Source organism: Hoeflea algicola (assembly GCF_026619415.1).
Classification (GTDB): domain Bacteria; phylum Pseudomonadota; class Alphaproteobacteria; order Rhizobiales; family Rhizobiaceae; genus Hoeflea; species Hoeflea algicola.
The window spans coordinates 2,761,848-2,775,878 of the sequence record NZ_JAOVZR010000001.1 but is presented as its reverse complement, the minus strand read 5'-3'; the positions used below and the strand labels follow the sequence as shown (position 1 = coordinate 2,775,878).

The window sequence follows — 14,031 nt, the reverse complement described above, 5'->3', positions numbered from 1 at the left end:
CGGCCAATTGATGGGCTCGGGACACCAAACATGCATACCGATATTGTGGAGCTGCGACAGTTTTATCATTCCCGCCTCGGGCGGTTCGCGGAGCATTCGGTGGCGATGGCGTTGTCCTCGATCTGGGCCAGCCTGCCGGGTGAGCGGCTGATGGGGATGGGATACGCGGTGCCCTATCTCGACCGGTTCCGCCCCGATGCCGAACGGACTTTCGCGTTCATGCCTGCCGGGCAGGGCGCGGTGAACTGGCCATCGGGAGGGCCCTCGGCCACTGCCCTGGTGTTTGATGAGGAACTGCCGCTGCCCGACGCCTCGCTCGACCGGATTCTGATGGTGCATTCGCTGGAATTTGCCGAAAATCCACGGGAAACGCTTATGGAGCTTTGGCGGGTGCTGGCGCCGGGCGGCAGGCTGGTGATTGTTGCGCCCAACCGGCGCGGTGTCTGGGCCCGGTTCGAGCACACGCCCTTCGGCGCTGGGCGGCCCTATTCGCGTGGCCAATTGGTGCGGCTGTTGCGGGAAAGCAATTTTACTCCGGGAGCGTTTGCCGAGGCGCTGTTCTTCCCGCCATCGGACCGCGCAGTGGTGTTGCGTCTGCGCGGGATATTCGAACGGCTTGGCCGCAGGATGTGGCCGGTTTTTTCGGGCGTGATCGTGGTCGAAGCGCAGAAGCGGCTCTATCAGGGCCTGCCGGTGGCTGCGCGGGCGTCGCGTCGGGTGTTCGTGCCGGTGCTATCGCCGCAGACTTCGCGTGCGGCGCATCGTCGGCGCAATTCAGCCGATACCGCTGCGCACTGAGCGCAGTCTCTCGACAAGATCGCCGCAAGGGGTTATTTCCGCCCCATTATTTTCGGCCTTCCGCAAGCAAGGAGCCTTTCCCATGAACAGCACCGACATGCCACGTCCAAAACCGGGTGTTTTAGATATCGCAGCCTATGTTCCGGGCCGCGAGACTGCCCATGGCGTGGCCAAGGTCTACAAGCTGTCCTCAAACGAATCACCGCTGGGGCCGAGCCCGAAGGTCGCCGAGGCGATTGCAGCCAGAAGCGCCAACCTGGCGATCTACCCGGATGGTTCCGCGCATGTGTTGCGAGAGGCGATCGGACGCGCCTATGGACTTAATCCCGGCAATATCCTGTGTGGCAACGGTTCGGATGAATTGCTCGGCCTTCTTTGCCAGACCTATCTCGGCCCCGGTGACGAAGGCCTGTTCACCGAACACGGGTTCCTGGTCTACAAGATCCAGATCATGGCCGCCGGTGCCACCCCGGTGACGGTTGCCGACAATGATGATCTCAATGCCGATGTCGACCGAATCCTGGCTGCCGTTACCGAGCGGACCAAGCTGGTTTTCCTTGCCAATCCGAACAATCCGACCGGCACCTATGTTCCGGTCAATGAAGTCAAGCGGCTGCATGCGGCGCTGCCGCGTCACGTGATTCTGGTGCTGGACGCGGCTTACGCGGAATATGTCCGCCGCAATGATTACGAAGCCGGCATCGAGTTGGTTTCAGCCAGTCCCAATGTGGTGATGACCCGGACGTTTTCAAAGATCCATGGTCTTGCTGGTCTCAGGATCGGCTGGATGTATGCCCATGAGGCGATCATCGACGCCTGCAACCGGGTGCGCGGACCGTTCAACGTCAACGCTCTGGCGATCGTTGCCGGCGCGGCGGCGATCGGCGATCGCGAACATGTCGAACGGGCGGTGGAGCATAACGAAGCCTGGCTCGGACGGGTCAGCGAGGGGCTGCAAGCACTGGGCCTGTCGGTGACACCGTCGGTGGGCAATTTCGTGCTGGTGCATTTTCCGACGACGCCGGGCAAAACCGCAGCGGAGGCTGACGAATACCTATGTGCGCGCGGTTATGTGCTGCGCCGGGTTTCGGGGTATGGCCTTCCTGATGCGCTGAGGATGACGATCGGTGAGGCGGAAGCCAATCTCGGCGTGCTCGAGGCCTTGAGAGAGTTCATGGCTCAAGCGTCATGAGCACACCCATGTTCGAGAATGTCGCCCTGATCGGCATCGGGCTTATCGGCTCGTCGCTGGCGCGGGTGATTGCTGCCAAAGGATTGGCCGGTCACGTGACGATTGCCACCAGAAGCGCCGAGACGCTCGCTCAGGCGCAGGCGTTGGAGCTTGGCGATGACTATTGCCAATCCAACGCCGAGGCTGTGAGGGACGCTGATCTGGTGATTGTCTCGGTGCCGGTCGGCGCGTCGGAAGCGGTGGCGATTGAAATCGGTCCGCATCTCAAACCCGGCGCGATCGTCACCGACGTCGGTTCGACCAAGGCGTCTGTGGTGCGCCAGATGGCGCCGCATATCCCGGCCCACGCGCATTTCATCGCCGGGCACCCGGTTGCCGGTACCGAGCAGAGCGGTCCGGCTGCGGGGTTTGCCGAATTGTTCCAGGACCGTTGGTGCATCTTGACGCCGATGGAAGGAACCGATGCCGACGCGATCGACAGGCTTAGCCAGTTCTGGCAGGCCTGCGGTTCGACAGTCGACCGGATGGATCCCGACCATCATGATCTGGTGCTGGCGATCGCTTCGCATCTGCCGCACATTATTGCCTACAACATTGTCGGCACTGCCGATGATCTGGAAGCGGTGACCAAATCCGAGGTGATCAAATATTCGGCCTCGGGTTTCCGCGATTTCACGCGTCTGGCAGCGTCGGACCCGGTGATGTGGCGCGATGTCTGCCTGCACAACAAGGATGCCATCCTGGAAATGCTGGCGCGGTTTTCCGAAGATCTGTCGTCGCTGCAACGGTCAATCCGCTGGGGTGATGGTGACAAGCTGCTTGAGCTGTTCACGCGGACGCGCGGCATCCGCCGCTCAATCATCGAGGCGGGTCAGGATACGGATGAGCCGGACTTTGGCCGTCACACGCACAAGACGGAGCCTTCTGCAGCTCCCGAATGAGTCCGGGGGTGTCGACGGGAATGCCACGAGCCGGGCTTGCCCGCCGGAAGCTGGTTATAGCGCCGGCAGCCGACCCAGTGGAAACAGTCCCATGGAAACGTTGCCGTTGCGAATCGTCAACGGCAGGGTGATGGCGTCGTCGCCCGGCACGCTGTCGAGCGCGGCGAGCATCGGGCCGAACCGGCGCAGATTTTCGCCCATCTCCGGATTGAGCCTTGCGACAATCTCGGCGATCTCGCTCCTGACCGCGGATGGCTAGCTGCAAATCGCCGGATATCAGTCCGTCGGCAGAGATGCGAACCGGGCCGGTGATTTCGAGCGAGGCATCTCCGTCAAAGCCGATCGATAGCTGATGGATTTGTGCCTGATAGGGCGGCAGCAGCGGTGCATACGGCATGTCCAGCAAACCGGCCCGGCCCGGCAGTGTTGCCTCTAGCGTAAGTGCAGTGGTGCCGGTGTCGGCGATGATGTTGCCCCGCACGTTTTCACCATAGGCGGCGATGTCGAGGTCGGGGCCATTCTTGCGGGCATGGGCGGTGAAGCGCTCGGCCGCCATTGCGAGTTTTTGCGGCAGGCCGGCGCCGTCGATGTCGAGGCTGACATTGCGGCTGTCGATCGATCCGCGATCAAGCCCCGATGGTGTCGCCCGGATGCTTGATTGCAGGCTTTTCCAATCGATGTGCAGATCCAGCCCGGGCGCCGAAATCAACAGTGGTCCGTCGATTTCCGAGACGACATGGCCGGGGTGGTAGAATTGTGCCGCCGATCGCAGCGCCCCCGCTTCCAGTGTCAAGGCTTCCTGCGGGTTGGTGTAGCCCATCCGGTCGCAGAACAGGCCGAAACGGAACGGATAGCCGCGAACTTCGGCATTGGCGCATTCCGCGCTGGCGTCGTTTCCGGCAATCTGCTGCATTGTTGTGGGCAGATGCGCCTCAATCCGGTTGGCGACGAGATACCAGCCGATGGTCCACAGCGCGATGGCAGCGAGGATCGCCACCCCGAGCCAGACAAACCGCCGCGAAGATGAGCGGGCGGCCGGATTGGTGGATGGCATTGCGTTCTCCCTGCGGGCCCTGCCATAAGGGCGGGCGCGGTGACTGGATGCGCCGGCGGCAGAACCGACACGAGGTGCGCGCTGCCGGTTCCGGACGCCGGATCGATTTGGCATGCCCGCGTGTGAGCATGGTGGCGACACGCGGAGTGCAACATGGGCGCGGATATGGACGATTTTTGGGTGTTTGGCTATGGGTCGCTGATGTGGCGGCCGGGCTTTGATCACGAGCAAGCCCTGCAGGCGCGGTTGTTTGGTCATCACCGCGCGTTATGTGTTCGATCCTTCGTTCATCGTGGCACGCCGCAACGGCCGGGACTGGTGCTCGGGCTTGACCGTGGCGGCTCCTGCCATGGCGTTGCCTTCCGGGTCCGGCCGGAAAACCGCGAGGCGGTGATAGATTACCTGCGGGGACGGGAACTGGTGACCCATGTCTACCGTGAGGCGACGCGACGGCTGCGGCTCGACACCGGACAACAAGTGACTGCGCTGACCTATGTGGTCGACCGGGCACACCAGCAATATGCAGGCGGGCTGTCGGTGGATGAGGCGCTGTCAGCTGTGCATGGGGCCAAGGGTCAATCCGGACCCAACGAGGCCTACGTGCTCAACACCGTGGCGCATCTGCGGACGCTGGGTATCCGCGATCAGCATCTCGAGGCCATCGCTTACAGGCTTGAGTCCGAGAAACTTGCGGGATCAGTCCGCCTGCGCGCCTGACGGGGCAGCTCCGAGTTCGGCGAGCCTGCGGCGGGCGTCCTCGCGCAGCGGCAGATGCGGATTGGCGGCCACGGTTTCGACCAGCAGCTTGTCGCTGGCCGTTTCCATCACCTCGGTGAGATGATCCATGAAAGCATCGGGGTCCATGCCGGCAGGGATCGCCGGCAGGATCTGCACCTTGAAATGACCGGGAAAACGCAGGAACTTGCGCCGCGGCCAGAACAGACCGGGGTGCATAACAACGGGCACGACCGGCACCTGCAGATCGCGGTAAAGCCGGGCGATGCCATATTTGTAGGACGGCGGAGCACCCGGAGAGCGGCGGGTGCCTTCGGGGTAGATGATCAGCTGACGGCCGCTTTCCATCTCGCGTTTAGTCCGCTCCAGCACAGCCGCCATGACCTTGCCACGGGCGCCGCGATTGACCGGAATCATCCGCATTTTCCGGATGTACTGGCCAAACAGCGGTATCCAGGTGAGTTCCCGCTTGAGAATATAGACCGGATCATCAAGCCAGGGCAGCAGCCCGTAGGCGTCCCAGAAAGACTGGTGCTTGGGGGCAAAGATGTAGCTGCCCTCGGGGATGTTCTCCAATCCCTCGATCTCGAAGGTGGTGCCGGCAATCTTTGCCTGCAGCCAATGGTTGGCCCGCACCCAGTTTTTGGGGACACTCCATGCCGCCTTGCGATTTACCAGGAAAAAGTAGGGCGAGAAGATGATCATCCGCCCGACCAGGTTCAGGTAAAACGCGATGTTGAACAGAATGGAGCGGAAAACGATCATGGCAGGATCCGGTTTGGCGTTCGCCGTCGCCGAGGGTCTCGGCGGGGCCGTTGCTTCCGGTTACACCATCGGCGCGCTATCGAAAACCGGTTACCCTGGGAAATCAGTTGAGCGTGGCGGTTATTGGCCGCTGTGCGGTGACATCGGCGCGCAATCCGCTTGCTGTTTTGGCCCCGGTCCAGTTACGCAGCCTTGCCAGCGAATATTTGGCATATTCGGTAAACAGGGTGCGCAATGCCACCGGGTCTGACAGCCACGCCTCGGTCTTCAGGTCCGCATGGGTGACCGGATAGGCAACGAAGGTGACGTCAGGGCTGGCCTGCGAGAGTTCGAGCAGGCTGCGCGGCATATGGTAATTGTTGGTCACCACCAGAATCCGCTCGTAGCCACGCTGGCGGATCCAGCTGGCAGTTTCATTAGCGTTGCCGATGGTGTCGAGCGCCTCGTAGCCGATATCGACACAGCAGTTGAAGGTGGCGCTTTTGGTGCCGGTGGCGCGGCGCAATGCGGCGCTTGTGGTCGAGGGATTGACGCCGGAGATCAGTAGTCGCTTGCCGACGCCTTGTTCGAGCAGCGCCAGGGCCTGGTCTACGCGCTGGTAACCGCCGGTCAGCGCGACGATGGCATCGACTTCCTCGGGCACTCCGGATGCCTTCAGATCGGCGATGGTGTCAGTGAAGCGGAAAAATCCCATCGCCGCCAGTGTGATGCCAACGATGGCGGCAATGGTGAATATGCGCAGGCCATGGTGACCCACCCGCCGGAGACGATGGATCGCATCGGTCTTGGCGGCCTCCGGCCGGGCCGGGCTGGGCTGGGCGGATTCCATGCTCATCAAGCATGAATACCCTGAGATTCCGGCAAGGACCAGACGGATTTGCGGCAAAAAGCAGGCGAATTAACCGATTTCCGACAGCGAAGGGTCGGCGCGCTGGCGATCAATCTCGCCGATCGTGCGAATCACCGTGAGACGGGTGGTGAGTGCCGTCATGCCAGCGATCAGCACAACGATGCCGATAATGCCGAAATAACCGGCGCTGCTCAACGTGAAGCGCCCGAACAAGGCGGTTACCTGGTCATTGAGTGCCGTGGCCAGGCTGTTGGATTGCCAAAAGCCGAGAAGCAGGAAGGCGATGGTCGCCAGGCCTCCGCCGACTGCTGCGCCCTTGAGGCCGATGATCAGAAAATGCTTCTGGAATTCGGCGGCGATGAAACCGGTCTCGGCGCCGACGAAATGCAGCACCTCGACGATATGGCGATTGCCGACCATCGCGCCGCGCGTCGCGAAAATCACCGTCAGCATGGTGGTGGCAAACATCAGCGCCAGAATGCCGACGCCGACAAAAACGGTAATCCGGGCCATGGATATCAGTCGACTGGCCCAAGCGCGGTGATCATCAAGTGTGGCTGCGGGAACGGTCTCGGCAAGGGACTGGCGGATGGCGCCAAAATCAGGTGGTGCGGCTTCGTCAATGGTGACGATCACCAGCCGCGGCACAGGAAGCTCGTCCATGTCGAAGCCTTCGCCAAGCCAGGGTTCAAGCAGTCTGGCGGTCGAGCGGCGATCAACGATCTCAGCTGTCAGTGCACCGGGATACGATAGCGCAACGGCGCGGACTTCGAGTAGCGCCTTCTCCATGTCAAGGCCATCGACGGGTTTGACCTGGATGGTGATTTCGCTGGCCACGTCGCCCTGCCAGGCTTGTGCCTTTTCCTGCACCATTGTCACTGTGCCCAAGGTCACCGCACAAAGAAACGACATGATGGCGATCACCACCATCAATGCGCGGCCTGATACGTTGACCGGCGGCACGATCGGTGCGGTCGGACGTAGGCTGACCAGGCGCTCCTTTTTCTGGGTGTCGGTCTGGCGGGGAGCGGGCTTAGTCATAAATGTCGAGCCGCCCCTCAGACAGGATCATGCGCCGGGCATCTACCCGGTCCATCAGTGACAGATCATGGGTGGCAATTACCACGGCGGTGCCGAGCCGATTGAGTTCGGTGAACAGATTGAGCAGACGCTGGGCCATTGGCGGGTCGACGTTACCGGTCGGCTCGTCGGCCAAAAGGATTTCCGGCTGGTCGATCAGGGCGCGGGCAATTGCGACACGCTGCTTTTCGCCACCGGAAAGCACCGGCGGCAGCACATTGATGCGTTCTCCGAGGCCGACCCATTTGAGCAGTTCGATCACATCGGAACGGTAACTGGATTCGTCCTTGCCACGGACTCTCAGTGGCAAGGCGACATTCTCATAGGTCGTCATATGGTCGAGAAGCCGAAAATCCTGAAAGACGATACCGATCCGGCGACGCAGCAGCGGCAGTTCTTCGCCGGGAATGACGGAGATATCGCGGTCGAACATGCGAATCAGGCCACGTGTCGGTTTGAGCGACATGAACAAAAGCCGCATCAGCGTGGTCTTGCCGGCGCCAGACGGCCCGGTCAGGAACTGAAAGGACTTCTTAGGTATGTCGAAGGTCAGGTCACGCAGGATTTCCGGCCCCATGCCATAGCGCAATCCGACATTTTCGAAATGAATCAACGGTCGTATCCTGTTCCGGAGGCTAATCCGCAAAGTCACCCGGTATGGTTAACGCAGGGTTAAAACAAACCGGCTGCCAGTGGTTGTAAGCGGTCTGATGACGAAGCGTTAACCAATTCCGTTTACGCATCGGTAAGAGATGTTTCAATGGCTTCTGTATGGCAGAAGGCCGAAATGGGGGCAGCGATGGGCTTTTCAGGCCGCGCGACACAGGCGATTGACCCTGAATCCAGCGATCTGCTGATGCCTGATCGGGCACACAAGATGCGCCCGGCGCGGGTTCGGGACGTCGAGGACGCCAGTTTTGAAACTCTGGGCAGGCCCCGTCAAGTGCAGACCGAGCCTACCGCGACGCGGGACAGCAAACGGACCTACAAACCCCGCATCACCGATTTCCCGTCCTATGGGCCGGTTCCGCGCGATTTTGCGGCGCCGGAGCGTGCCCCCGATTCTCTATCTACAGTTCGTGTCGGCGCCAATGACCGTCTCGGCGTGTTTGCCGGCGGGAGGGCGTCAGTTGCTGGCAGCAAGGTCGGGCGACCGAAAGCCGGCGTCGTGTTCACCCTGACGGTGGGCATCATCGCCGTTGCCGCCTTGTGGATGGCCGGCGGTCATGCGCTGCTGCTTGAGCCGGCAGCCCCCGTTCAAGCTTTGACGGTGACGGCTCCTGTCGCGCCGCCGCCCCTTGTTTCCAGGGCAACGTTGCTCAAACACGACCCGGTGATCACATCATCGATTGCGGTCCTGCCATCGAAGCCGACGGAGACATCGATCATTCACCCCAAGCCGCGCCCGGCGCGAATCGAAAGAGCAGGGTCGATCCTGATGATCAGGCCCGCGGGGAACTAGACACCGGTACGGGTATGCCGACCGGAAATCGACGGGTGATTTGGCCCGGCTTTGGGCATGCGGCCGTCAAACGACTTTCAATTGAGGGCGAAGGGCTCTAGGAGTGGGCGACATCAGAGTCAGCTTGCCTGGAGAGCCGAATGCCGGTTGTGCGCGGAAAAATCATCGACCCCCTGTTTAGCGCTGAGGTGATTGCTGAACGCAATCGCACCATGGCGGCGGAGATTGCCACCAATCCGAAGAAGGATCTGCTGGTAATCTCGATCCTCAAGGGGTCGTTCATTTTCGCGGCCGACCTGATTCGCGCGCTGCATGAAGCGGGGCTTGAGCCCGAAGTTGAGTTCATCACCCTGTCGAGCTATGGCAAGGGCACCACAAGCCGGGGCGTCAAGATCATCAAGGATATTGACAGCGACGTGCGTGGCCGCGATGTCCTGCTGATCGACGACATTCTCGAATCGGGCCGGACCCTGAGGTTTGCCCGCGAGTTGATGTTTGAGCGCGGCGCCAACAATGTCGACATCGCCGTGTTGCTGGACAAGCGCTCGCGCCGTGAAGGTACACTTGATGCCGATTATGTCGGCTTCGAATGCCCGGATTATTTTGTGGTCGGCTACGGCATGGATGTGGCCTATGCGTTTCGCGAATTGCCCTTCGTCGGCGTGGTCAAGGGCGACGCCTGAAGGATCGACGTACCTACAAGAATTGATCACGCCGCCGTTCATGTTGCGGCAAGTTTTGACCGCTAGTTTTCCCCGACCACTAAAGGGGACAGATGATGGCGAGAATCCTGATTGCCGAAGACGAAGACTCGTTGCGGCGGTTCGTTGCCCGGGCGCTCGAAATGGACGGTCACCAGACCGTGCAGGCTGGCGATGGCGCCGAAGCGCTTGAGCATCTTCAGGCCGAGGCGTTTGACCTGCTGCTCTCCGATATTCGTATGCCGATAATGGACGGGATCGAGCTTGCCGGTGAGAGTGCCGAGCTGGTTCCTGAGATGCCGATCCTGCTGATGACCGGTTTTGCCGAACAGCGCGAACGGGCCGAGCATCTGATGCGCATTGTTGTCGATGTCGTGGACAAGCCTTTCACCCTGCCGCAGATCCGGCAGGCGGTGGCGGACGCGCTTGTGGCCCAGGCTGCCTGATCTACTGAAGGTCCAGAAGCCTTTCGAGATAGCGTTTTTCGACGTCCGGTGAGAACTGATCGCCCAGACGCTTGCGGATGGCGTCGAGGATTTCGCGGGCGCGCTGAATATCGATCTCGTCGGGTACCTTGACCCGATTGCCGAAATCCGGACCGGTGGTGGCGCGCGGACGGCCAAGCGGATCGAGGTCGCCCGCCGACCGGTTGCCGTTGCGGGCAGGGCCTTCGCCTTCAGCCTCGCCCTGCTGGTTTCCCATGGCTTGCATCATCTGGTTCATCATGTCCTCGGCGCCCTGGCGCAACGCCTGCAGCGCCCGGTCCTGATTGCCCAGCGCCTGGCCGGTCTGGCCCTGTTGCAGATTGCCTGCGGCGTCGCCCATAGCCTCGCCGGCCTTGCCAAATCCCGGTGACGGGTTGATGCCGAGTTCCTCGAGATCGCGCTGCAATTGACCGAGTGCGTCCTGGAGTTCCTGCTGGCTGCGGCCAAGCGCGCCGAGCATGTCTTCAAGCGACTGGTCGCCCTGGCCTTGCTGCCCCTGATCCTGCCCCGCGCCCGGCTGCTGTCCGTCCTGCTCCTGACGGTCGCGGCCCTCGCCCGATTGGTCTTGCCGCTCGCGATCGGCGCGCATGGTCTGATCCATCAGTTGTTGCTGCTGACGCATCAATTCGCCGAGTTTGTCCATCTGCTGGCGCATCGGCCCGCCCTGCTGGGGCTGGCGCTGCTGACGGCCGGCCTGCAGATTGTTCATCATACGTTGCAATTCCTGCAGCATCTGCTGGGCCTGGTCGCGGGCACCGGAGCGGGCAAGGTTCTCGATCTGGTCGAGCATGTTGTCGAGGTCGCGCTGACGCAGCATGTTCTGCGGCATTGCCTGCTGCTGTTGGCCGGCCTGGTTGTTGGGGTTCTGGCGTGCCAGTTCCTGCAGATAATCCTGCATGGCCTGGCGCATTTCATCCATCAGACGCGCAACTTCCTCGTCTGATGCGCCATTCTCTAACGCTTGCGACAGGGCATCCTGGGCTTCACGCAGGCGTCGTTCGGCGAGCGAGAGATTGCCGTCCTCCATCTGCAGCGCCACGCCCCACATGTAATCGACGGCGGCGCGGAGATCATCATCGCTGCGGGCATTGTCGAGCCGGCCGCGAACCGATTGCAGCAGCAGGTAATGGGTGAGGTTGGGGATGGTCTCCTCGGGTGCGATGGTGAGCGCATCGTGCAAATCATAGACGCGGGGCAAGTTATTGGCATCAAGCGCCAGCACGCCGCGCTGTTCGACAACCGCAGCCGCCAGCGGCTCGGAAAAGCGGCGGCCCGGCAATGTGGTTTCAAGGGTCTCGCTGCGGCCCTGCTGGCCGGCGCCGTCGGTGGCAAGCAGAGTAATCTTTACTCGCTGCCCGGCCAGTGGATGTTCGGTCAGGTCGTGGCTGGAGAGTGCACTGTTGTCGGTCGCAGACCGACGCGGCAGCGACAGCCGGTATTTGGGCGGCTCGAACAAAGGCCGGGCGTCCGGTGAGGGCTCTTCAGCAGGCACGATCTCGGCCTCGGCGCTGGCAACGCCATGATCATCGGAAAGCGTATAGGCAAGTTCGAGGGCACCGTTAACGGCGCGGCGCGGGCTTTCGATGAAGGCAGCAACCGGTGGCGTGTCGGGGATGATGCTGATTGGGAAGTTGCTCTCCGATCGCCCGGCCTTGATCGTCAAGGTTCCGTCGGCTGTCGGTTTGAAAATCCATGTTGCGGCGCCTGCCGGTCCGGTGGGGTTCGCCGCCGAAGGCGCTAGCATTGTCAGCGAGGCCAGATCCGGCCCCCAGGATACTGCTGCATTGGCATCATCGTCCGCGCCGCCGAGCCGGACAGTGATTTCACTGCCGGCAATGGCGGCAACCGCCTCGCCCTCGGGCCGGGTCACGCCGGTGAGGAACACGGGCGCCTGATTAATATAGGCAGGCGGCGTGATCCAGGCATCGATGCGGATGTCGGGCAAGGTGCTGTGTGCATGGCTGACAAAGGCATCGCCAGGCCGACCGGCGCCGCCGGAAAACGAGTAGCCGAAGGCCACGAACAGCATCAGCGCGAGTGCGACGCGGAGGCCCCAGGGGTCACGCGCCGGCAGATCCGACCGGGGAAGGCCGGTTTCAAGCGTGCCGATGGTTGCGGCCATGCGGCGGCGGTGTTCTTTCCAAAGCGCGCGGGCGAAAGGGTCTGCGGCTTCAACATGATCGTCCTGCACGGCGATCGCCTGGTTGGCGATCCGGTTTTCTGCCTCCAGCCTGGCATCGATCTCGGCGCGGGTCGGCGCCCGGTAGCGGCTCAGCGGCCAGAGCGATGCGGCGAAACCTCCGGCGAAGAGAGCCAGCAGAAGTATCCGCGCCCAGTCCGGCACGATCCGGAAGACGCCGAACCAGGAAAAAGACAGAAATAGAGCGAAAACGCCCAGTAACGGTGCCATGAGGGTGATCAGGCGGCCAAGTGCCAAATTCTGACGCATCAGCCAGCGACCAAGTACGACCGAGCGCCAGGACTCGGCGTCCCGGTTTTCAGGTGGTGTCGATGTGCCGTCGGGCAGGCCTGCCATGGTCATCTTCCTTCAGCGTCCCGCATGAAGATAACAGTCTTTGCGGCTAAGGCGAGGCCTGTGACCAAAAAGTGAGGCCCGGCGTAGCCCGTGCTGCGCCCACGATGCCGGGAAATTGTATCGTCTTCCGGCGCCGTCGCAGTTTGGTCGCAACGCCTGGTCAGGCGAGCCAGGCGGGGATCGAGTCCATGCCGATCAGATCTTCATAGCTCGGCCGGTTGCGGACAATGTGGAACTTGTCGCCGTGAACCAGCACTTCGGGAACCAGAAGCCGGGTGTTGTAGGTGCCTGCCTGTACCGCGCCATAGGCACCGGCGGAACCGATGGCGATCAGATCGCCGGATTTGACCGCTGCCATCTCGCGGTCCTTGGCAAGGTAGTCGCCGCTTTCACAGACCGGGCCGACAATGTCGGCGCGGATCCGCGGGGCGCTCGCTGCCGACAGCCGTACCGCACGAACCTCGTGCCATGCCTCGTAAAGTGTTGGCCGGATCAGGTCGTTCATTGCCGCATCGACGATGACAAAGGTCTTGTCGCCGCCATCCTTGACATAAATGACCTCGGTCACCAGCACGCCGGCATTGGCGACGATCAGGCGGCCGGGTTCGAGAATCACCTTGCAGCCGAGATCGCCGAGTCGGGCCTTGACCATTGACGCATAGGCATCGGGGGCCGGCGGCGGCACATTGTCATCGCGGTAGGGTACGCCGAGGCCGCCGCCGATGTCGAAATGATCGATGGTGTGGCCATCGGAGCGGAGCTGGCCGATCAGCTCAACCATCAGCTTGAGGGCATCGTCAAACGGCTGCAACTCGATGATCTGACTGCCGATATGCATGTCGATGCCGGTGACGCGGACGCCATCGAGACCGGCTGCGTGCTGATAGACTGCCCGGGCGCGTTGCCAGGAGATGCCGAACTTGTCTTCCTTCTTGCCGGTCGAGATCTTGGCGTGGGTTTTGGCGTCTACATCGGGATTGATCCGGAACGAGATCGGCGCGACCTTGCCGAGTGCCAGCGCGCGGGCGTTGATCACCTCAAGTTCGGGTTCAGATTCGACGTTGAAGCAGTAGATCTCGGCGCTGAGCGCGGCGTCGATCTCGCGAACGGTCTTGCCGACGCCCGAGAACATGATCTTCGAGGCGGGAATACCTGCGGCCAGCGCGCGACGCAGTTCGCCTTCGGAAACAACGTCAACGCCCGATCCAAGCTGCGCCAGGGTCTTGAGCACGGCCTGGTTGGAATTGGCCTTCATGGCGTAGCAGACCATCGAGATCGATATCGCCAAAGGCGCCCGAGAACACCTTGTAGTGCCGGCTCAGCGTGGCGGTCGAATAGCAGTAGAATGGGGTGCCGACTTGGGCTGCGATATCGGGCAGGCTGACGCCTTCCGCATGCAGAATGCCGTCGCGGTATTCAAAATGATTCACGG

13 protein-coding genes and 1 pseudogene are annotated in these 14,031 nt (G+C 61.9%); 7 read left to right on the top strand and 7 right to left on the bottom strand.

The genetic code is table 11. The features are described from left to right. Positions 1 to 30: 30 nt before the first annotated feature. The 3 genes from OEG84_RS13615 to OEG84_RS13605 all read left to right on the top strand — a co-directional run bounded on the left by OEG84_RS13615 (position 31) and on the right by OEG84_RS13605 (position 2,931). The gene (locus OEG84_RS13615; protein ID WP_267654244.1) at positions 31 to 798 is read left to right on the top strand and encodes a class I SAM-dependent methyltransferase; all 768 of its coding nucleotides are present in this window, start codon (positions 31 to 33) and stop codon (positions 796 to 798) included. Positions 799 to 880: 82 nt separating this feature from the next. Beyond that, on the top strand, positions 881 to 1,990 hold the full coding sequence (hisC, locus tag OEG84_RS13610) for a histidinol-phosphate transaminase (RefSeq protein WP_267654243.1): 1,110 nt from the start codon (positions 881 to 883) through the stop codon (positions 1,988 to 1,990). After that, on the top strand, positions 1,987 to 2,931 hold the full coding sequence (locus OEG84_RS13605; protein ID WP_267654242.1) for a prephenate/arogenate dehydrogenase family protein: 945 nt from the start codon (positions 1,987 to 1,989) through the stop codon (positions 2,929 to 2,931). The genes hisC and OEG84_RS13605 overlap by 4 nt, the downstream gene beginning before the upstream one ends. Here OEG84_RS13605 and OEG84_RS13600 read toward each other — a convergent pair. Next, positions 2,849 to 3,985: a DUF2125 domain-containing protein gene (locus OEG84_RS13600; RefSeq protein ID WP_267654241.1), complete on the bottom strand. Its 1,137-nt coding sequence runs from the start codon at positions 3,983 to 3,985 to the stop codon at positions 2,849 to 2,851. The genes OEG84_RS13605 and OEG84_RS13600 overlap by 83 nt on opposite strands. Positions 3,986 to 4,138: 153 nt before the next feature. On the opposite strand from OEG84_RS13600, the gene OEG84_RS13595 reads away from it, so the two are divergent. Further along, complete coding sequence (locus OEG84_RS13595) at positions 4,139 to 4,702, top strand: gamma-glutamylcyclotransferase (protein WP_267654240.1); 564 nt, start codon at positions 4,139 to 4,141, stop codon at positions 4,700 to 4,702. On the opposite strand, the gene OEG84_RS13590 is transcribed toward OEG84_RS13595, so the two are convergent. From OEG84_RS13590 to ftsE, 4 genes are all read right to left on the bottom strand, one after another. Beyond that, entirely contained in the window at positions 4,682 to 5,485 is an 804-nt protein-coding gene (locus OEG84_RS13590) for a lysophospholipid acyltransferase family protein (RefSeq protein ID WP_267654239.1), read from the bottom strand. The two genes, OEG84_RS13595 and OEG84_RS13590, sit on opposite strands and share 21 nt — an antisense overlap. Positions 5,486 to 5,588: 103 nt before the next feature. Then, positions 5,589 to 6,320 carry a YdcF family protein gene (locus tag OEG84_RS13585; RefSeq protein WP_267654238.1) on the bottom strand — a complete coding sequence of 244 codons (732 nt, stop codon included), beginning with the start codon at positions 6,318 to 6,320 and terminating at the stop codon, positions 5,589 to 5,591. A gap of 63 nt (positions 6,321 to 6,383) precedes the next feature. Continuing rightward, positions 6,384 to 7,376 (bottom strand): cell division protein FtsX, encoded by a 993-nt coding sequence (locus OEG84_RS13580; protein ID WP_267654237.1) that lies wholly within the window; start codon positions 7,374 to 7,376, stop codon positions 6,384 to 6,386. Continuing rightward, a complete protein-coding gene (gene ftsE / locus OEG84_RS13575) occupies positions 7,369 to 8,028 on the bottom strand; it encodes a cell division ATP-binding protein FtsE (protein ID WP_267654236.1) in 660 nt (219 codons plus the stop codon). The genes OEG84_RS13580 and ftsE overlap by 8 nt, the downstream gene beginning before the upstream one ends. 147 nt (positions 8,029 to 8,175) lie before the next feature. On the opposite strand from ftsE, the gene OEG84_RS13570 reads away from it, so the two are divergent. From OEG84_RS13570 to OEG84_RS13560, 3 genes are all read left to right on the top strand, one after another. After that, complete coding sequence (locus OEG84_RS13570; RefSeq protein WP_267654235.1) at positions 8,176 to 8,877, top strand: hypothetical protein; 702 nt, start codon at positions 8,176 to 8,178, stop codon at positions 8,875 to 8,877. A 140-nt stretch (positions 8,878 to 9,017) separates the two neighbouring features. Beyond that, positions 9,018 to 9,560 carry a hypoxanthine phosphoribosyltransferase gene (gene hpt / locus OEG84_RS13565; protein WP_267654234.1) on the top strand — a complete coding sequence of 181 codons (543 nt, stop codon included), beginning with the start codon at positions 9,018 to 9,020 and terminating at the stop codon, positions 9,558 to 9,560. A gap of 95 nt (positions 9,561 to 9,655) precedes the next feature. Beyond that, on the top strand, positions 9,656 to 10,024 hold the full coding sequence (locus OEG84_RS13560; RefSeq protein ID WP_267656184.1) for a response regulator: 369 nt from the start codon (positions 9,656 to 9,658) through the stop codon (positions 10,022 to 10,024). Position 10,025: 1 nt separating this feature from the next. Here the strand turns inward: OEG84_RS13560 and OEG84_RS13555 are convergent, their stop codons facing one another. Both OEG84_RS13555 and lysA read right to left on the bottom strand, forming a co-directional pair. Continuing rightward, positions 10,026 to 12,599 carry a TIGR02302 family protein gene (locus OEG84_RS13555; RefSeq protein ID WP_267654233.1) on the bottom strand — a complete coding sequence of 858 codons (2,574 nt, stop codon included), beginning with the start codon at positions 12,597 to 12,599 and terminating at the stop codon, positions 10,026 to 10,028. Between the two features lie 160 nt (positions 12,600 to 12,759). Next, positions 12,760 to 14,029, bottom strand: a pseudogene (lysA, locus tag OEG84_RS13550) (diaminopimelate decarboxylase). Between the last annotated feature and the right edge of the window lie 2 nt (positions 14,030 to 14,031).